This window comes from Novosphingobium sp. HII-3, from assembly GCF_002916655.1.
Lineage (GTDB): Bacteria > Pseudomonadota > Alphaproteobacteria > Sphingomonadales > Sphingomonadaceae > Novosphingobium > Novosphingobium panipatense.
The window spans coordinates 1-17,511 of the sequence record NZ_PPSM01000039.1 but is presented as its reverse complement, the minus strand read 5'-3'; the positions used below and the strand labels follow the sequence as shown (position 1 = coordinate 17,511).

18 protein-coding genes are annotated in these 17,511 nt (G+C 65.6%); 11 read left to right on the top strand and 7 right to left on the bottom strand.

Annotated features, from left to right (window positions below; all coding sequences use genetic code 11):
• Positions 1 to 411 precede the first annotated feature (411 nt).
• The 4 genes from C2R25_RS14665 to C2R25_RS14650 form a co-directional block, all read right to left on the bottom strand.
• Complete coding sequence (locus C2R25_RS14665; protein ID WP_199183847.1) at positions 412 to 1,095, bottom strand: M23 family metallopeptidase; 684 nt, start codon at positions 1,093 to 1,095, stop codon at positions 412 to 414.
• Positions 1,096 to 1,236: 141 nt separating this feature from the next.
• Complete coding sequence (locus C2R25_RS14660) at positions 1,237 to 2,043, bottom strand: ferritin-like domain-containing protein (protein ID WP_103729922.1); 807 nt, start codon at positions 2,041 to 2,043, stop codon at positions 1,237 to 1,239.
• On the bottom strand, positions 2,043 to 2,516 hold the full coding sequence (locus C2R25_RS14655) for a peroxiredoxin (protein WP_103729921.1): 474 nt from the start codon (positions 2,514 to 2,516) through the stop codon (positions 2,043 to 2,045). Before C2R25_RS14655 ends, C2R25_RS14660 begins: the two co-directional genes overlap by 1 nt.
• A complete protein-coding gene (locus C2R25_RS14650) occupies positions 2,513 to 5,233 on the bottom strand; it encodes a bifunctional [glutamine synthetase] adenylyltransferase/[glutamine synthetase]-adenylyl-L-tyrosine phosphorylase (protein WP_103729920.1) in 2,721 nt (906 codons plus the stop codon). The genes C2R25_RS14655 and C2R25_RS14650 overlap by 4 nt, the downstream gene beginning before the upstream one ends.
• 140 nt (positions 5,234 to 5,373) lie before the next feature.
• Here C2R25_RS14650 and C2R25_RS14645 point away from each other — a divergent pair, with 140 nt between their 5' ends.
• From C2R25_RS14645 to C2R25_RS14625, 6 genes are all read left to right on the top strand, one after another.
• Complete coding sequence (locus C2R25_RS14645; protein WP_103729919.1) at positions 5,374 to 7,083, top strand: M28 family metallopeptidase; 1,710 nt, start codon at positions 5,374 to 5,376, stop codon at positions 7,081 to 7,083.
• Positions 7,068 to 8,060 (top strand): agmatine deiminase family protein, encoded by a 993-nt coding sequence (locus tag C2R25_RS14640; RefSeq protein WP_103729918.1) that lies wholly within the window; start codon positions 7,068 to 7,070, stop codon positions 8,058 to 8,060. Before C2R25_RS14645 ends, C2R25_RS14640 begins: the two co-directional genes overlap by 16 nt.
• Before the next feature lie 41 nt (positions 8,061 to 8,101).
• Positions 8,102 to 8,233 (top strand): hypothetical protein, encoded by a 132-nt coding sequence (locus C2R25_RS21165; protein ID WP_255400462.1) that lies wholly within the window; start codon positions 8,102 to 8,104, stop codon positions 8,231 to 8,233.
• A gap of 207 nt (positions 8,234 to 8,440) precedes the next feature.
• Positions 8,441 to 8,695 carry a hypothetical protein gene (locus tag C2R25_RS14635; RefSeq protein ID WP_233204019.1) on the top strand — a complete coding sequence of 85 codons (255 nt, stop codon included), beginning with the start codon at positions 8,441 to 8,443 and terminating at the stop codon, positions 8,693 to 8,695.
• Positions 8,692 to 9,579: a bestrophin family protein gene (locus tag C2R25_RS14630; RefSeq protein WP_103729917.1), complete on the top strand. Its 888-nt coding sequence runs from the start codon at positions 8,692 to 8,694 to the stop codon at positions 9,577 to 9,579. Before C2R25_RS14635 ends, C2R25_RS14630 begins: the two co-directional genes overlap by 4 nt.
• 10 nt (positions 9,580 to 9,589) lie before the next feature.
• Positions 9,590 to 9,814, top strand: a complete 225-nt coding sequence (locus C2R25_RS14625; RefSeq protein ID WP_103729916.1) for a hypothetical protein — start codon at positions 9,590 to 9,592, stop codon at positions 9,812 to 9,814.
• A gap of 65 nt (positions 9,815 to 9,879) precedes the next feature.
• On the opposite strand, the gene C2R25_RS14620 is transcribed toward C2R25_RS14625, so the two are convergent.
• Entirely contained in the window at positions 9,880 to 10,554 is a 675-nt protein-coding gene (locus C2R25_RS14620; protein ID WP_103729915.1) for a spermidine synthase, read from the bottom strand.
• Positions 10,551 to 12,545 (bottom strand): threonine--tRNA ligase, encoded by a 1,995-nt coding sequence (gene thrS, locus C2R25_RS14615; RefSeq protein ID WP_103729914.1) that lies wholly within the window; start codon positions 12,543 to 12,545, stop codon positions 10,551 to 10,553. Before thrS ends, C2R25_RS14620 begins: the two co-directional genes overlap by 4 nt.
• 430 nt (positions 12,546 to 12,975) lie before the next feature.
• Between thrS and C2R25_RS20495 the strand changes: the two genes are divergently transcribed.
• The gene (locus C2R25_RS20495) at positions 12,976 to 13,128 is read left to right on the top strand and encodes a hypothetical protein (protein WP_158250680.1); all 153 of its coding nucleotides are present in this window, start codon (positions 12,976 to 12,978) and stop codon (positions 13,126 to 13,128) included.
• A 4-nt stretch (positions 13,129 to 13,132) separates the two neighbouring features.
• Here the strand turns inward: C2R25_RS20495 and C2R25_RS14610 are convergent, their stop codons facing one another.
• Positions 13,133 to 14,470, bottom strand: a complete 1,338-nt coding sequence (locus tag C2R25_RS14610) for a glycosyltransferase family 39 protein (protein WP_103729923.1) — start codon at positions 14,468 to 14,470, stop codon at positions 13,133 to 13,135.
• Between the two features lie 120 nt (positions 14,471 to 14,590).
• Between C2R25_RS14610 and C2R25_RS14605 the strand changes: the two genes are divergently transcribed.
• From C2R25_RS14605 to C2R25_RS14590, 4 genes are all read left to right on the top strand, one after another.
• Positions 14,591 to 15,358, top strand: a complete 768-nt coding sequence (locus C2R25_RS14605; protein ID WP_103729913.1) for a carboxylesterase — start codon at positions 14,591 to 14,593, stop codon at positions 15,356 to 15,358.
• Positions 15,359 to 15,364: 6 nt separating this feature from the next.
• Positions 15,365 to 16,258 carry a tetratricopeptide repeat protein gene (locus tag C2R25_RS14600; RefSeq protein ID WP_103729912.1) on the top strand — a complete coding sequence of 298 codons (894 nt, stop codon included), beginning with the start codon at positions 15,365 to 15,367 and terminating at the stop codon, positions 16,256 to 16,258.
• 12 nt (positions 16,259 to 16,270) lie between these two features.
• Positions 16,271 to 17,251 (top strand): LLM class flavin-dependent oxidoreductase, encoded by a 981-nt coding sequence (locus C2R25_RS14595; protein ID WP_103729911.1) that lies wholly within the window; start codon positions 16,271 to 16,273, stop codon positions 17,249 to 17,251.
• A 100-nt stretch (positions 17,252 to 17,351) separates the two neighbouring features.
• On the top strand, positions 17,352 to 17,511 hold a 160-nt coding region (locus C2R25_RS14590), incomplete at its 3' end, for an FAD-dependent oxidoreductase (RefSeq protein ID WP_158250679.1).

Sequence of the window (17,511 nt, the reverse complement as noted above, 5' to 3'; positions counted from 1 at the left end):
GTTCCGCTCCGCTACAGCCGCTTCCCCGCTGCCGAGAGCGTCCAGCCTCAACCATGAGGCTTTTTATTCAAACCAACTGGCCCCTTTTTAAACCGGTGCCTGGCCCAATTTTATCCCGGCGTTGACAGCCTTCCGACCGAAAAGAGCGGATTTCGGCAGATGGGAAGCGTGAATTGACCGGAATCAATGTGAAGCGGGCGGCTGCCTGCGATGGGGGCGGAGCCGGTCCGCCGCATCACATCCGCCCTGGCGGACCCCCGATGCGGTAACCGCTTCTCCCTAACTTCAGGGCGGCCCCGCCTCATGGCGGGCCGCCCTTTTTTAGACCCTGTCTTTCCGAGCGCGGTGAGCAAAAGAAAAGGCGGCCTGAGCCGCCTCTTCCCTCCTCTCAACTCTGAAACTCGTGGCGCGTCAGTTGGCGCTTGCGACGCCCGACTGCATGTAAGGGATCGGGTTCACGGCGTTGCCGGCCACGCGAACTTCGTAGTGCAGGTGCGGACCGGTCGAGTTGCCGGTGCTGCCGACATACCCGATGATGTCGCCCTTGCGCACGCGCTGGCCGTCAGCGACGTTGAGGCGCGACATATGGCCATAGCGGGTCTGCATGTCGCCGCCATGTTCGATCGAAACGAACAGGCCGTAGCCGCTGAACCACGAGGCGCGGCTCACCATGCCGTCAGCGGTCGCGTAGATGGGGGTGCCGACGGGCGCGGCAAGATCGACGCCCTTGTGGCCACGGCGACCGCCCAGAATGGGATGGTTGCGCATGCCGAAGTTGCTCGTCAGGCGGCTGTCAGCGAGGGGGTTGCGCGAGGGAATGGCGACCGATGCGATGCCGCCGACCTGAGCCTTCGGCTTGGCGGCCGCAAGACCTGTTTCCTCGTAGTTTTGCCAGGAGCTGAAAAGCTGGGTGAACTGCTCGTCTTCGTTACCGGCGGCTGAATTGGCGGCCTGGCTGGTACGAAGGGTGGAGGAGATGTCCGCAGCGGCAGCGCTGCTGTTGGCCATTGCCGGATGAGCGGCGATGGTAAGGCCCGCGGCGACACAGATACCGGTCACTGCGCGGAACTTGGCGAAGAATTTCGTTACGACCACTCGCAATACCTTGTTATCCGCCGAAACCCGAAGGGCCGACGTGCTTTCCAGCGCCCTGCAAGCAGGATGCGCCCGGTTTTCTGGAGATGGTCGGAACCCCCCGCCGTCTCTCGAGATGTGACTTATGTCGTTAGCTTCGGCTCAGGCAAGCGCTGTATACAGATCCCGCGATAAACCGGCTGCAAGGCGCGCCGAGTCGTTGAACGGTGGTTTCAGAGATCCCGGAAAGTGGCGGGAAACCAAGGTTTTCCAAAGTTCGGACGGGTCAGCGGCGAGTCGTTTCGCCGCCATTTCGAAATAGTTTGCGCCAAATCGGACGTGCCGAATTTCATCGTCAAGAATTCGTTTGAGGATGCGTGCGCCCCGGAAGTCTCCCACCGACTCGACGCGTGCAATGGTCGTTGGCGTGACGTCCAGCCCGCGCGCTTCAAGCACCATCGGCACCACGGCGAGCCGCGCGGCGACGTCGTGGCGGGTGTCGTGTGCAGCGCTCCACAGGCCGGCGTGTGCGGGAAGGGCGCCGTAGTGGCTGCCCAATGTATGCAGATGCCGCTCAAGCAGCATGAAATGCATGGCTTCGTCAGCAGCCACGCCCAGGAAGTCCGACACGAACGATCGGCCCATCTGTTCCCCGAACCGCCCGGCCATGTCGAGCGCCAGGTCGATAGCGACGAACTCGATGTGAGCCAGGGCATGCCACAAGGCGATCCGGCCGCGTTCGGAGCCGGCCTTGCCGCGCTTGGGCATCTGGCCCGGCGCCAGAAGTACCGGTGCCTCAGGCCTGCCCGGTGTCTCGGGCATGGCGGCATCGAACACGAAGTCGAGCTGGCCGAGGCGCCAGTCCCGCGCCACTTTGCGGGCGAGCATGACCTTGGCCCGCGGATCGCTTTCGCACAGGGCAAGGCGTATCGCGGCCGAGACGGTCACGCAGGGGCCGTTGGAGTGCATCAGAGAGCCTTTGCGGCCTCCAGGACCTTCGCGGCGTGGTCCTTCACCTTCACCTTGTCCCAGACCTGCGCGATCCGGCCGTCGGGGCCGATCAGGTAGGTGGTCCGCACCATGCCCATATAAGTGCGCCCGTAGTTCTGCTTCTCCGTCCAGATGCCCAGCGCGTCCGAAAGGCCGTTTTCCTCGGCGTCCGTCGCGAGCGGGGCCTTCAACTCGTGCTTGGCGATGAAGTTCTGGTGCTTCTTCGGCGCGTCCTTGCTGACGCCGAGCAGCGCCACGCCGGCAGCGTCGAACTCGCCCTTCAGCGCGGAGAAATCCAGGTTCTCGGTCGTGCAGCCGGGGGTGTTGTCCTTGGGATAGAAAAACACCACCAGCTTCTTGCCCGCAAAGTCGGAGGGTTTCACCGTGCCGCCCTCCGGCGTCTCCAGCGCGATGTCGGGGAACAGGTCGCCGGTGTGCGGGCGGGTCATCATGCTTCTATCTCCAGGGTCTCGCCGAACGCATCGTGCCATGCCTCCGCGATGTTGCGGCGGGCCTCGGCCAGTCCGGCTTCCAGCGTCTCCCAGTCGCCATAGCCGCACGCACGCACGAGAGCCAGACGCGCGGCGGGAGCGGGTACGCGCGCGTCCGGAGCGAGGAGGCGTCCCGCCACGAGCAGGCGCGTCAGTGTGTCGTGCGCGTCCCCCAGAGCGTCACGCACGAGACCTTCCGCGGCCAGCGCGCGAACCGCCTCCCCGAGATCGGGATTGAGCCCCGGTCCACCCTCGCGCAACTGTACGAAGTGGATGATGAACTCGAGGTCGACCAGCCCACCGCGCATCAGCTTCACGTCCAGCGCTCCGCCTGGCGGTTTGTGCCGCGCCATCTTCTCACGCATCTCCAGCACATCGCGCCGCAGCTTGTCGGCGTCGCGCGGGGCGGTAAGGACACTTCGCACGATTTCGGCAAGGGCTCTGCGACCCTGGTCCGAACCGTAGAGGGGCCGCGCACGGCAGAGCGCCATGTGTTCCCACGTCCACGCCTGCTCGCGCTGGTAGCGCTCGAAGCTGTCGAGACTGGCGGCGGGTGGGCCCTGTTCCCCTGAAGGCCGGAGCCGGGTGTCGACTTCGAACAGGGCGCCTTGGGCGGTGGCTACCGACAGGGCGGAGATCGCGCGCTGTGACAGGCGGTTGTAGTAATGGGTGGCTCCGAGCGGGCGCCGCCCGTCCGATTCCGACTGGTAGTCACCGTCGAACAGGTAGACGAGGTCGAGGTCGGAAGCGTGCGTGAGGACGCCGCCGCCCATGCGGCCAAGCCCCAGGATCAGCATTTCGCTACCGGCCACCCGGCCGTGCGTACGGCGGAATTCTTCGATCGCGGCATCCGTGAGTACGACCAGCGCCGCCTCCGCGATGCGCGCCAGCCCGTGGCCCACGGCGACCGGATCGTTGACCCCCTCGATGAGTTGGACCCCAAGCTTGAAACGCAGTTCACCCACCTTGCGGCGTACGGCGTCAAGCTTGCGTTCGTAATCGTCACCGGCCTCGAAGCGACGGAACTCGGCCACGAGCTCCTCCACCGGGCCGGGAAGATCGAAGGCGCTGGCGTCGATCAGCGGGTCGAGCAGGTCTGCCCGCCGGGCGAGCGCGTCGGCGAGCGGCGGTGCGAGGCCAAGGATGCGGGCCAGCATGTCGATCAGGGCCGGACGAGCCTGGAGCAGGTTGAACAGGTTGATCGCGCTGGGCAGGTTGTCGAGCAGTTCTTCCCACCGGGCGAGCGCCCGCTCCGGGTCAGGCGCGGAGGCGATCGCGGCGAGCAGATCCCTTCGAATGGCGGCGAACGCGGTCCGCGCCGCCTCCGATCGCAGCGCCCGAACCTTGCCGCCGAGCCAGCCGTCGATCCGTTGCGCCAGTCCCGCCGGATCGGCGAAGCCCAGCGCCTCGAGATCTTCGGGCAGGGTGGACTGATCGGGCACCGACACCGGCACCGCGCCGCTCGGAACGCTGGCCATGATGAGCGTGTCGTAGCGTTCGCCCACAGCCTCGGTGATCGAGGTCAGCTCGTCCAGCAGGCCCTGTCCGCTGTCCAGACCGTCAAGCCGGGCGACGGCTTCGATTCCTTCGGCACTTTTGGGGAGGCTGTGCGTCTGCTGATCCTGCATCATCTGCAGGCGGTGCTCGATCGTACGCAGGCGGTCGTAGCTTTCCCCGAGCAGCACCGCCTCTTCAAGCGGTATCAGCCCGGCCACCGCCAGCGCGTCCAGCGTGGCGCGGGTGCCGCGCAGGCGAAGGGCGGGATGGCGACCGCCATGTATCAGCTGGTGGGTCTGCGCGTAGAACTCCACTTCACGGATGCCGCCGCGCCCCTTCTTGAGATCGAAGCCCGGGCCGACCCGCGAACTGCCCCGTGCGCTCGCCCGGATCTGGGCGGTCAGCCGCCCGATCTCCGTGATGGCGCCGAAGTCCAGACTACGGCGCCACACGAAAGGGCGGATCGCGGTCAGGAACTCCTCGCCCGCCTTGACATCGCCGGCGCAGGCGCGTGCGCGAATGAAGGCCGCACGCTCCCATGTGAGGGCGGACGATTCATAGTGCGAGAGGGCACCGGCCACCGGGATGGCAAGCGGGCTTACCTCGGATGCGGGACGAAGGCGCAGATCGACCCGAAAGACATAACCTTCGTGATCCACGCGCGACAGCGTTTCGACGACCGTGCGGGCTACGCGCTGAGCAGCCTCGCCGGGTTCGTCGCGTTCGCGGCGAGGCAGGACCAGGGGATCGAACAGGAGGATGGGGTCAATGTCCGAGCTGTAGTTGAGCTCGCGCGCGCCATGCTTGCCGAGCGCCAGTGCGAAGAACCCCTTGGGCTGCGAGGGGTCGTAGTCCGGCACGCGCCGCCGGATGCCTGCGACGATCGCGGCGTCCAGAGCGCGGTCCGCGAAGGAGGAGAGCGTGCCGGTCACTTCAAGAAGAGGGAAGGCGCCGGCCAGGTCGCCTATGGCGAGCGCCAGGCTGAGAGCCTGCTTCTCCCGCCGGAGCGCGGCGCCGGTATCGGGCGCGCTGGTTCCGGCCTCACGGGCCAGCGCAAGGGCGCCTTCACCGTCCCCCGCCTCCAGACGCTCGGTGATGCCCGGCAGGCGATCCAGCGCGCTGGCGAGGAAAGGGGCGTGGGCGCGGGCGCGGGCGATGGCGCTTGTCCAGTCGGCACTCATGCCCGCTTCCTGCCCGGTGACGGCGCGCCGGGCAATAGGGCGAACAGCCCCGCCGAGCCTTGCGGCTCATCCTCGTGCCGCCACTTGTGCCTCACAATCGGGTCTGGCACCTGTGAGGTTCTTCCAGATGAGGTGCCTTGATGAAGGTTTACATGCCCCTTGCCGTCGTTGCCCTTGGCCTGTCGGTGGCCGCTGCGGGCCAGAGCGGCGCATTGCCCAAAGGGACAGCGCTGCCCCCGCCGCCGGAGGCCGGCGCCCAGCCGGACGTGCCGGTCGACCTGATGAAGGAGGTGACCCGGCGCCTGTCCGCCGACGACTTCGAGGGGCGCGCACCCAGCACCGCGACAGAGCCAAGGGTGCTCGACTACATCATCGCGCAGTTCAAGGCGGCCGGGCTCCAGCCGGGCAACAAGGGTGAGTGGCTGCAGGCCGTTCCCACGGTCGAGATCACGGCGCAGAACCATACGCCCCTCACCATCGGTGGTCCCTCGACACAGCTGTCGTTCAAGCCAGGCGAAGATTTCGTGGCGGTCAGCTACCGCGTGACGCCAAGGACCCGGATCGCAAACAGCGAACTGGTCTTCGTGGGATACGGTATCAACGCGCCCGAACTCGGCTGGAACGACTACGCAGGCGTCGACATGAAGGGCAAGACCGCGGTCATCCTCGTCAACGACCCCGACTACGCGATGAAGGGTGAGGAGGGGCTCTTCCGGGGGCGCCGCATGACCTATTATGGCCGCTGGACCTACAAGTTCGAGGAAGCCGCACGGCAGGGCGCGACGGCCGCGTTGATCGTCCATGACACCTTCCCCGCCGCCTACGGCTGGAATGTCGTGAATTCGAGCTGGACCGGCGCGCAGTATTCGGTCCAGACGCCGAACGATGCCATGGACCAGACCATGGCGAACGGCTGGGTGCAGAAGCCGGTGGCGGAAGCCATCTTCAAAGCGGCGGGCAAGGACTTGGCGGCGCTCACCAAGGCGGCTCAGACGAAGGGTTTCAAGGCCGTGCCGCTTGGCCTCACGGCGGGCCTCGGCTTCGACAACGCCATCCGGCGGTCCACCTCAAGCAATGTCGTCGGCATCCTGCCCGGCACGTCCCGCCCCGATGAGGTCGTGCTCTACTCGGCGCATTGGGACCACCTTGGCCGCTGCACGGCGGACAAGACCGGTGACGACATCTGCAACGGTGCGGTGGACAACGCCGACGGCGTGGCCGCGATCACAGCTATCGCGAAGATGAACGCCGAAGCGGGTGCGGCCGAGCGGAGCCAGGTCTTTGTGGCCCTCACCCTCGAAGAGTCGGGACTGCTGGGTTCGGAATACTACGCTGCCAATCCCATCTACCCGCTCGATCACACGGTCGGCGGCGTGAACGTGGACGCGTTGCTGCCTACGGGCCGGGCGAAATCCTATACCCAGACCGGGGGAGACAAGTCCGAGCTGGGGGACATCTACCTCAAGGCGCTGGCGGCGCGTGGCCTATCGGACGTCCCGGAAGATCATCCCGAACATGGCGGCTACTACCGCTCCGACCATTTCAGCCTCGCCAAGCGCGGCGTGCCGATGTTCAATGTCGGGCGCAGCAACGATCTTGCCTCGGGCGGAACGGTGGCCGGTGAAAAGGCGGCCCAGGCTTACAACCAGGACCAGTACCATGGCCCGGCCGATGAATATTCTGAGGACTGGGACTGGAGCGGGATCGCGCAGGACGTCGAACTCTTCTACGCGCTCGGCCGCGAACTGGCGGATGGCACCACCTGGCCGAACTGGCGCAAGGGCGACGAATTCCGCGCCGTTCGCGACAAGGCATGCGCCGCAGCGACCAAAGGATGCAACACCAAGTGACTTTCGCCCTTCCGCCCGAATGGAGCCCGCAGGACTGGATCTGGATCGGGTTCCCCCATGACCCGGTCGAGTGGCCCGGTTTCCTTGAACGGGCGCAGGAGCAGATGGCTGCCTTCGCCAACGCCGTTGCGGAAAGCGGCCAGGAAGTCCGCCTCATCGTGCGCGATGAAACCAATCGCGCGCGGGCATCGGAACTGGTGTCGGAGACGGTGAAGCTGGACACGCGGCGCTATGGCGACGTGTGGCTCAGGGACACCGGCCCGCTGGTCGTCACCGATGCGCACGGCCATCGTAAGGCCATGCGTTTCGGCTTCAACGGCTGGGGCGGGAAGTACCTGATGGACGGGGACCAGGAGATCGGCGAGGAACTGGCGCGTGAAGCCGGCCTCGATGTCGAGACGGGCGACTGGATCCTCGAGGGCGGAGCGATCGACGGTGACGGCACCGGACTGGTGGCGGTTACCGAGCAGGTATTCCTCAATCCCAACCGTAACCCGCACCTGACCCGCGCCGACCTGGACATGCGGCTGGCGCGCGATCTTGGCTATGACCGGGTGCTGTGGCTGGGCGAGGGGCTCATCAACGATCACACCGACGGCCATGTCGACAACCTCGCGCGGTTCGTGGCCCCGAACCGGCTGGCGGTGCCTCGCGCCACTGGACCGAATGATCCGAACGCCGCGATCTACGCGGATGCCAAAGCGCGTGCCGAGGCGATGGGTGTCGAGGTCGTCGAAGTGCCCTCGCCGGGGAGGGTGGAGACCGACGGCCGGATCGAACCCGCGAGCTACATGAATTTCGCGATAACCTCCAGGCTGGTGGTCGTCCCGATCTACGGCACGGCGCATGACGACGAGGGGGTAGCCGCCATTGCCGCGCTGTTCCCGGATCGCGATACGGTCGGCATCATGGCCGATGCGGTGCTGGCCGGCGGTGGATCCTTCCACTGCTCCAGCCAGCAGATGCCCTCCGCGTAGAAAACCCGTAACACTTTGGAAACCCATGCGCGCGCATAGCCGTGCGCATGGCACCCATCGTGGCTCTTGCGCAGGCTCATCTCTCCGGCACTGGTATCGAGTGGCTGCGCCCCCTGATCGTGAGCGGTTGTGCGCTGGCGCTCATCCTGGCGCGCGACGCATTGCCGTTCTGACCTCTACAGGGTGTCGAACGGTCGAGGCGGTCCGGCGATAAACGTCGTCACGTCAGCGTCATACGGGCAGCGGGCAGCAGCAGTCCGCCGCACTTGCTGCACTGCACACCTTCATATTGCGATGCAGCAAAATTTTGTCGCATTCCGATGATGCAATTGAAACCACCGGCACCCACTCTCAAGGCTCCTCGTTTGGTGGAGACGACAATGCGCAACATGAATGACCACGACCGCGATCGCGACCGGGCCCGCTTGCGCGAATCGCTGATTGGAAACGGTCTGCTTTTCCTGTTCGGCTGCGGCGTTCTGGGCTTCCTCGTGGCGGTGGACCGTGTAGACTGGTTCTCGATCCGGCCTGCTACCGGGAGCTCTGTCGCCATGGCTCGTGCCAGTGAGAGGGCACCCAGAGTGGGGCCGGCAGTGGGTCAACCGGTAAGCGCGGAGCCTCTCAAGACCCCATGATCGTAGCCAAGATACCCGGTTCCCGTCGCGTCTTTCAGGAGATCTGGAAGCCGCTGGCTCTTCTGTTCGTATGGGATGTGGTGGTGACGATCACGTACTACGTCCTGCCCTTTACGGCACCGGAACTGCCTATCACTTTGTTTGGCTCGGCGCTTGCGCTGTTCCTCGGCTTCCGCAGCAACTCGGCCTACCAGCGCTGGTGGGAGGGGCGCGGGCTCTGGGGTCTGATGATCAACGCCAGCCGCAACATCGCGCGTGCTGCCCGCAACTTCATGCCCGATCCCGATGCCTCGGACCTGAAGCGGAAGATCGTCTATCGTCAGATCGCCTACGTGAATGCACTGCGCTGCCAGTTGCGTCGTCTGCCACAGGACGAAGAGGTTCTGCGCCTTCTTCCCAAGCATGAGAAGGACTTGGCGCTCCAGCGGGTCAACGTGGCCAACGGTATCCTTGACGGCACCGGCCGCCGTATCGACGAAGCACGCCGCAAAGGCTGGATTGACACCATCCAGCAGGCGCAGATGGAGGCCGTCCTCGTCGACATCGCAAACGCGCAAGGCGGCATGGAGCGGTTGAAGAACACGCCGCTGCCCTTCCAGTATCGCTTCATACCGAAAGTCTTCACGCACCTGTTTTGCGTTCTCCTGCCGATCGGGCTCGTCGAGACGCTGCAGTTCGCGACGCCGCTGGGTTCGACGATGGCGGGGCTGATGTTCCTGGCGGTCCTCGCAATCGGCGACGATCTCGTCGACCCTTTCGCCAATGACGTCCACGACCTGCCACTCAACGCCATGTGCCGCACGATCGAGATCGACCTGCTTCAGTCCATCGGCGAGGACGCGCCGGAGCCGGTCACGCCTGACAGGCACGGCGTGCTGTGGTAATCGTCACCGCATGAAGCTTTACACGGATCGTCAGGTCGCCAGCGCCGCGTTGCGCTTCGGCAAGGTTTTCAGCGCAGAAGCGCGTGCGGATCTCAGCCCGGTCGGCCTTCTTGCGATTGGCGCGATGGTGACCGGCATCCTTCTGGGCAGTGCGGTGATCGTGGCCGTCGCGACAGCTGGCTCGAAGAAGGCGAAGGAGCATGGCCCCTCTCCATCGTCGTTACCGCCGCGCTGAATCGGCGCGCTACGAGCGGCAACGGGGCAGGGGGCGAAGGTCTCCGACGCCCCCGGGATGCGTCCTTATTCCTTCTTCGACGCGAACCAGATCACGTGCTTGGGCCCCTTGCCGTTGCTCCGTGAAGCGACCTTCACCTCGTTGACGAAGAACCCGGCCTTTTCCAGCCGCCGGGTGAACGCAGGATCAGGCCCTGCGGACCAGATCGCCAGCACGCCGTCCGGTGTCAGCGCCCGCTTGGCCGCCCGTAAACCCGCGAGGGAATAGAGGACGTTGTTGTCCTCCCGCACCAGACCGTCCGGCCCGTTGTCGACGTCGAGCAGGATGGCGTCGTAATCGCCCATGCCCGCGCCGATGACGGTGGAGACGTCGCCCATCAGCAGGTTCACGCGCGGATCGTCCAGGCAGCCCTGCTGGACATGCGCCATGGGGCCACGCGCCCATTCGATGATCTCGGGCACGAGTTCCACCACGGTTGCCTGAGCGTTTTCGGGCATCACCTTCAGGGCCGCCCTGAGAGTGAAACCCATGCCGTAGCCTCCGATCAGCATGTGAGGCCGCCGGGAGTTCCGGATGCGCTCCCATGCCATCGTCGCGAGAGCTTCCTCCGACCCCCACTTGCGCGTGCTCATCAACTCATTGTGACCGAGCACGATCATGAAGTCCTGGTCGTGCTTGAAAAGCTCGAGCTTTTCTCCGCCCGGAACCCACGCGGTGTCGATGAGCTCGCGCTGGATCATGCCTTCAGGTCCGGAGCCAGAGCCTCACCCTTGAGCAGCGCGATCGCGTCCTCAAGCGACATGACCTTCTGGTGCTCGGCGCCCAGCGTGCGGATCGCCACGGTGCCTTCCTCGGCCTCCCGCTTGCCCACCACGAGAAGGTGCGGAACCTTCTTCAGCGAATGCTCGCGCACCTTGTAGTTGATCTTCTCGTTGCGCAGGTCCGTTTCGGTGCGAACGCCCGCGGCCTTCAGTTTGGCCGTGACTTCGGCGGCATAGCCGTCGGCGTCGGACACGATCGTGGCGACGACCGCCTGCACCGGCGCAAGCCACACCGGCAGCTTGCCCGCAAAGTGTTCGATCAGGATGCCGATGAAGCGTTCGTACGAGCCGAAGATCGCGCGGTGCAACATGACCGGGCGGTGCTTCTCGCCGTCCTCGCCGATGTAGCTGGCGTCGAGGCGCTCAGGCAGCACGCGGTCGGACTGGATCGTGCCGACCTGCCAGGTGCGGCCGATCGCGTCGGTCAGGTGCCATTCCAGCTTGGGCGCGTAGAAGGCGCCTTCGCCGGGCAGTTCCTCCCAGCCATATTCCTCGGTGGCAAGACCGGCGCGGACCACAGCGTTGCGCAGCTCGTCCTCGGCCTTGTCCCACATCTCGTCGCTGCCGAAGCGCTTTTCGGGACGCAGGGCAAGCTTTATGGAATAGGTGAAGCCGAAGTCCTTGTAGATGCGGTCGGCCAGTTCGCAGAACGCCTGGACTTCGCTGACGATCTGATCCTCGCGGCAGAAGATGTGGGCATCATCCTGCGTGAACTGGCGCACGCGCATCAGGCCGTGAAGCGCGCCGTGCGGTTCGTTGCGGTGGCAGCAGCCGTTCTCGTAGAGGCGCATCGGCAGTTCGCGGTAGGACTTGATCCCCTGGCGGAAGATCAGGACGTGCGCAGGGCAGTTCATCGGCTTGAGCGCCATCCACTCCGCCGCATCCGACACGATCGGGCCTTCGTCCTCCACATTGGGCACTTCGTCCGGAATGACGAACATGTTCTCGCGGTACTTGCCCCAGTGACCCGACTGCTCCCACTGGCGCGCGTCCATGACCTGCGGGGTCTTCACCTCGCGATAACCGGCGCCGTCGATGGCGCGGCGCATGTACGCTTCCAGTTCACGCCAGATCAGGTAGCCCTTGGGGTGCCAGAAGACCGAACCGTGCGCTTCGGCTTGAAGATGGAACAGGTCCATTTCGTTGCCGAGCTTGCGATGGTCGCGCTTCGCGGCCTCCTCAAGGCGCGTCAGGTGTGCGGAGAGTTGCTTCTTGTTCAGCCAGCCGGTGCCGTAGATGCGGCTGAGCATCGCGTTGTTCTGGTCGCCGCGCCAGTAGGCACCCGAGACCCGCGTCAGCTTGAAGGCGCTCGGATCCAGCTTGCCGGTGGAGGGCAGGTGCGGGCCGCGGCACATGTCGAGCCAGTCCTCGCCGGACCAGTAGACCGTCAGCGGCTCGTCACCCGGCAGTTCGGCGGCCCATTCGGCCTTGAACGTCTCGCCCTGCTGCTTCCAGCGGCTGATGAGCTGTTCCCGATCCCAGACTTCGCGACGCAGCGGCTTGTCGGCGGCGATGATCCTGCGCATTTCCGCTTCGATCGCGGGCAGGTCCTCGTCCGTGAACGGGCGGTCCTTCGGCGCGAAGTCATAGTAGAAACCGTCGTCCGTCGATGGGCCGAAGGTGATCTGCGTTCCGGGGAACAGCGCCTGCACGGCTTCGGCCAGAATGTGCGCGTAATCGTGCCGGGCCAGATCCAGCGCTTCGGCCTCGTCGCGGCTGGTGATCAGCGCAAGCTGCGAATCACCGGTGAACGGAAGGGAAAGGTCAACCAGTTCGCCGTTGATCTTCGCGGCAAGGGCCGCCTTGGCAAGGCCCGGGCCGATGGCTGCAGCGACATCAGCAGGAGTCGATCCCTGCGGCATCTCGCGAACGGAACCGTCGGGAAGGCTGATCTTGAACATTTCGGACATGGACGGACTCATCTTTCGTTTGCCCCATGCGATACCAAAGCATGTGGGCGGCAAAGCGTCTGGGATTTGGAGCGCGCCATGGCACAAGCGCGCCTTCAGGTGAAGGTGCGGCGTCCGTTAAATGGCTTCGCATGCTGGAACAGACGCCGTTTTCGCCAGAGCCGGGTGGGGATGCTCGCGTTCAGGCGGCCATCCACCACGCCGGGGGAAGCCGGGTCGTCCGATAGTCATCGTGGCCGTGGACGATGGCGGCATGAGGCGAATCTCGGCATCGGCTCGCCAAAGACCAATCGAACGACGGGTCCTCACGCAGGGCGCCAACGGTCTTTCGCTCCCGATGGCGATGCTGTAAGATCGGCCTTACGCGACAACGTAGGGGTGAGCGATGGCTTCCGGGCCACACCGACGCAGACGAGGTACACGAATAGGCGTGGCAGTTGCCATTGCTGCGGTGCTTGCTCTCTCCATTGGCGTGGTTCAGGCCTGGGACGAGCCCGTCTCTCGGCGCGAAAGCACGCTGACGGGTGCCTTGGGAACCGATGGCAAGCTCGTGCTGCGCGTGATGGCGCCAACCCTCTACTGACGCTTCAGTGCAGGGTAGGTGCCGCTGGCCTGCGTTCGCTCAGCTTGGCCAGAATGACCACCGAAAGCCATCCGGCTGTCATGCAGACCCATGGCATGACAGGGTAGTGGAAGCGGGACTGACCGGAGAATACCAGGCAGATCAGCGTCGGATACAGCGCGATGCCATAGGGCGTCAGCCACCAGCCCAGCCACCGTTGGCCGTCCTTCCGCCGACGGGCGACCATCACGAAGAAGGCAACCGCGAACGCTGCCATCAGCAGCAGATAATAGGCCTGGTTGAGCAGCCGAACGGCGCGATAAGCTATTTCGATACGCTCATAGCCCTGTGCGCCGGCCTGGTAGGCCCACTCGGCTTCGCCATCGGGTAGCCAGAGCCGAAGAAGTTTCTTTAGAACCAGTTCGAGGAAGCGGTCCGGGTTCTCGGCGATCCAGGCGATGGCCAGCCCGCGCGCTGCGGCATCCCGGCTTACTTCGTCGAGCCCGGCGCGCGCCATGAGGTCCTTCACGACGGTGGCATTGGGGGAGTAGTCCCCTGTGGCGCTGTCGTGGTTGCCGGTCAGCAGCGTATAGCCCCCGTTGGTGGAGACGGCGATCCAGTGCCCAAGCTGCACCTGGTTGCGGATTGTCCAGGGCAGCACGGTCGCCGCTGCCACGGCCAGCACCAGCAGGCCTTCTGCGAAGAGGCGCGGGAAGCGGCCGAGAAGAGGGTCCTTGCGCAGCCAGTCAATCGCGAAGAGAACCGGTATGACAACCACCGTCTGCGCCTTGACGAGGGTGGCGAACCCGAAGAGCACACCGGCGCTGACAAGGTGCAGCCAATGACTGCGGGCCACGATGATCCAGCACGCTGTCATCAGAAGGGCGGTGTAGAACACTTCCGTAAGGGCAAGCGGAACATAGCCGATCGCGTTCGGGTAGACGGCCAGCAGCAGAAGGCCCGCTCGCGCCGCCGCTTCGGACCCGAACAGGCGGCGCCCCAGCACCAGTGTGAGCGCTCCGGTAAGTGCAGCGCAGGCCAGATTGAACAGGCCCACCACGCCGGTGGACACGCCGAACTGGAAGAACACAAGGCTGAGCGCCAGCGGCCAGCCCGGCGGCCAGAATGCGGTCGGAGCGCCCGCGTTGTCGAGGTAACCCTGCCCCGCAGCCAGACTTGCCGCCCGCAGGTAGTACCATTCGGCATCGGACGTCGGCTGTACGTCGATCAGCAGCACCGCCGCGCGCAGGGCGAGATAGATCGCCCATATGCCCGCCAGCACCCGGCGATCGGAAGCGAACCATTCAAGCCGCAAGGCAAGCCGGGTAGGCCGGGAGGGAAAGCGGATGACTTTGGCGCTCATATCGGCCCGAAGTTGCTGATCGGGTTCTAAAAGCCGATTCGCAGCAGGTGGTCCAGCGGTTTCGACGGCGAATACGGTCTCCGCCTTGCCGTGGCGCGTGCGGGTTCCCAATAAGGGGCCATGACTTCGACCAGCTACCTCGATCTTTCGGACGGGCGTTCCATCGCGTACCGCTTCACGCCCGGCAACGGCCCCGTCATCGTCTTCCTGCCGGGCTACATGTCCGACATGGCCGGTTCGAAGGCGGCTGCGCTGTTCGACATGGCCCGGGCCAGCGGTCTTCCCTGCCTCCTGTTCGACTATTCCGGATGCGGAGAGAGCCCCGGCGATTTCGCCGACGGCACGCTTTCGCGCTGGAAGGCGGAGGTCCTTGCCCTGATCGCGGCGCTCGAGACGGACGAGAAGATCGTGCTCGTGGGATCCTCGATGGGAGGATGGCTGATGCTCATGGCCGGGCTGGCGCTGGGCGATCGCCTGGCTGGCCTGGTCGGCATCGCGGCTGCGCCGGACTTCACCGAGTGGGGCATTCCGCAGATGGACAAGGCCCTGCTGGCCGACGGCGAGACGATCTTCGAGGACAATCCCTACGGCCCGGAGCCGACTCCGACTCACCCGGGCTTCTGGGCGGACGGACAGGCCAATCTCATGCTCGAGGGGGAGATCGCCATCGATGCTCCCGTCCGCCTGCTGCACGGCCAGCGTGATGCGGACGTGCCCTGGGACATCGCACTGCAACTGGCCGAACGCCTGCGTTCACAGGATGTGCAGGTAACTCTCGTCAAGGACGGCGATCACCGTCTCTCGCGCGATAGTGACATTCGCCTGCTGCTGCGCACTGTCGCGGAATTGGTGCTGCCGCGCGCGCCGGAGGCTTCTGCGGAGTCCTGAATAGACATGTCCCCCGTGCTTCTCCTGCTTCCCCTCACGGCCCAGGTCGGACCGGCCTCCGCGCTGCCCAGCGCGACCCGGCCTTATGCCTCGTCCCTTCCGATCGAGATCATCGAGAAGAAAGACAAGGAGGACCGGGACAGGCGAGCCCGTGAAGCCCGTAATGTCGCCCTGCCCTCCCGCGGCCCCGATGGCAATGGCTGCCTTGCCGCGGTCGAGGCCAATCCCGAACGCTCCGCAGAACTCGCACGGACGGCGCTGGGGGATGCCATCGGGCGCGAGCGGGTGCGGGCCGGGCTGTGTCTGGGCGTCGCGCTGTCCGAGCTGAACCGCTGGGATGAGGCGCGCGTCGCCTTCATCAATGCCCGCGATGCCGCTGAGGCAACCGATCATGCCAGCCGGGCCCGTCTCGGGGCCATGGCGGGGAACGCGGCGCTGGCGGCCGGAAAGGCCGGAGAGGCGCTATCGCTGCTGGCCCCCGCCGCGACCGATGCCAAGATCGTCGGCGATACCGAACTTGCTGCCTCGATCGCACTGGACCGCGCGCGTGGCCTTGTCGCGGTGAAGCAGCCGGAAGAGGCGGCAAACGCCCTTGCCGAGGCGCGTGCGGCTCAGCCGTCAAATCCGCAGGCATGGCTGCTTTCCGCCACGCTTTCCCGGCGGCAGGACAAGCTGTCGCAAGCGCAGGCGGAGATCGAAAAGGCCGCTGGCCTGGCGCCTCAGGATCCGGAGATCGGCCTTGAAGCCGGCGTCATCGCCATGTTGTCCGGCAACGAGGCCGCAGCGCGGCGGAGCTGGGACTCCGTGATCGCGGCAGCCCCGCAATCGGACGCGGCGACCACGGCGCGCAATTATCTTTCCCAGCTTGGTGCGGAGGCCGCGCCGGGCAAGGCACAATAAAAAGGTTTTCCCATGGTTCCGCTTTCTGTTCTCGATCTCGTCACCGTCCGCGAGGGCGGAACCGTGGCCGAAGCCCTCGACATCAGCGTGCGTACAGCGCAGGCGGCCGAGCGCACCGGCTACAAGCGCTACTGGGTGGCAGAGCATCACGGGATGGAGGGCATCGCCGGCGGCGCCACGTCCGTGGTGCTCGCGCACCTTGGCAACGCCACCAGCACGATCCGAATCGGTGCGGGCGGGATCATGCTCCCCAACCACACGCCCTATGTCATAGCCGAGCAGTTCGGCACGCTGGCGGCGCTTTTCCCGGGTCGGGTCGATCTCGGCCTCGGCCGGGCACCCGGCGCGGACGGGCGGCTTGCCCATGCCTTGCGCAAGGACATCCATGCCGCGGCCGAGCGCTTCCCCAACGATGTGGTGGAACTGCAGGCGCGCTTCGCCGGACAGGCGGCAGGCGGAGTGCCGTCGCCGCAGGCCGCCGGAGCGGATGTCGAGATGTGGATACTGGGGTCAAGCCTCTTCGGCGCGCAACTGGCTGCCATGCTGGGGCTGCCCTATGCCTTCGCCTCGCACTTCGCGCCTGCGGCCCTGGATGACGCAGCCCGCGTCTACCGCGAGCGGTTTCAGCCTTCGGAAACCCTGAAGAAGCCGCACTTCATGGCCGCGATCAATGTCCTGGCGGCGGATACGGACGAGGAAGCGCATTATCTCGCATCCTCCACGGACCAGAGCTTCGTGGCGCTGCGTTCGGGCAATCCCGGGCGTCTGCAGCCGCCCGTGCGCGACTACCGGGCCGGGCTTCCCGGTGCGGCCCGTGCCATGCTTGAGCAGGTGCGGTCGGTCACCGCGGTGGGCACCCCGCAGGCGGTGCGTTCGGGTATCGAGGAATTCGTGGCGCGTACTCAGGCGGACGAGTTGATCGTCAGCGTCGCGACCTACGATCCGGAGGCACAAATCCGTTCGCTCGAGTTGACGATGGAAGCTCTGAAATAGATGCACCCGGTGCGGGAACGGACACGCTAAGGGGCGATACCGCAACGCGGTTGCGTGAGAGGCATTGACCGCGCGCGAAAATTGCGGAACGCAGGCGCCCATGGAAAAAGCAGACGTTGTCATCGTGGGAGCGGGGCATGGGGGTGCGCAGTGCGCGCTTGCCCTGCGCCAGAACGGGTTCGAGGGAACCATCACCGTCATCGGCCGGGAGCCGGAGTACCCGTACGAGCGTCCGCCGCTCTCCAAGGAGTACTTCGCGC

Bases quoted from the DNA above. Each gene is read 5' to 3' on its own strand.
- C2R25_RS14660 (WP_103729922.1), bottom strand. From the start codon at position 2,043: ATGCACTCCAACGGCCCCTGCGTGACCGTCTCGGCCGCGATACGCCTT.
- C2R25_RS14655 (WP_103729921.1), bottom strand. From the start codon at position 2,516: ATGATGACCCGCCCGCACACCGGCGACCTGTTCCCCGACATCGCGCTG.
- C2R25_RS14650 (WP_103729920.1), bottom strand. From the start codon at position 5,233: ATGAGTGCCGACTGGACAAGCGCCATCGCCCGCGCCCGCGCCCACGCC.
- C2R25_RS14645 (WP_103729919.1), top strand. From the start codon at position 5,374: ATGAAGGTTTACATGCCCCTTGCCGTCGTTGCCCTTGGCCTGTCGGTG.
- C2R25_RS14640 (WP_103729918.1), top strand. From the start codon at position 7,068: ATGCAACACCAAGTGACTTTCGCCCTTCCGCCCGAATGGAGCCCGCAG.
- C2R25_RS14635 (WP_233204019.1), top strand. From the start codon at position 8,441: ATGCGCAACATGAATGACCACGACCGCGATCGCGACCGGGCCCGCTTG.
- C2R25_RS14630 (WP_103729917.1), top strand. From the start codon at position 8,692: ATGATCGTAGCCAAGATACCCGGTTCCCGTCGCGTCTTTCAGGAGATC.
- C2R25_RS14625 (WP_103729916.1), top strand. From the start codon at position 9,590: ATGAAGCTTTACACGGATCGTCAGGTCGCCAGCGCCGCGTTGCGCTTC.
- C2R25_RS14620 (WP_103729915.1), bottom strand. From the start codon at position 10,554: ATGATCCAGCGCGAGCTCATCGACACCGCGTGGGTTCCGGGCGGAGAA.
- thrS (WP_103729914.1), bottom strand. From the start codon at position 12,545: ATGTCCGAAATGTTCAAGATCAGCCTTCCCGACGGTTCCGTTCGCGAG.
- C2R25_RS14610 (WP_103729923.1), bottom strand. From the start codon at position 14,470: ATGAGCGCCAAAGTCATCCGCTTTCCCTCCCGGCCTACCCGGCTTGCC.
- C2R25_RS14605 (WP_103729913.1), top strand. From the start codon at position 14,591: ATGACTTCGACCAGCTACCTCGATCTTTCGGACGGGCGTTCCATCGCG.
- C2R25_RS14600 (WP_103729912.1), top strand. From the start codon at position 15,365: ATGTCCCCCGTGCTTCTCCTGCTTCCCCTCACGGCCCAGGTCGGACCG.
- C2R25_RS14595 (WP_103729911.1), top strand. From the start codon at position 16,271: ATGGTTCCGCTTTCTGTTCTCGATCTCGTCACCGTCCGCGAGGGCGGA.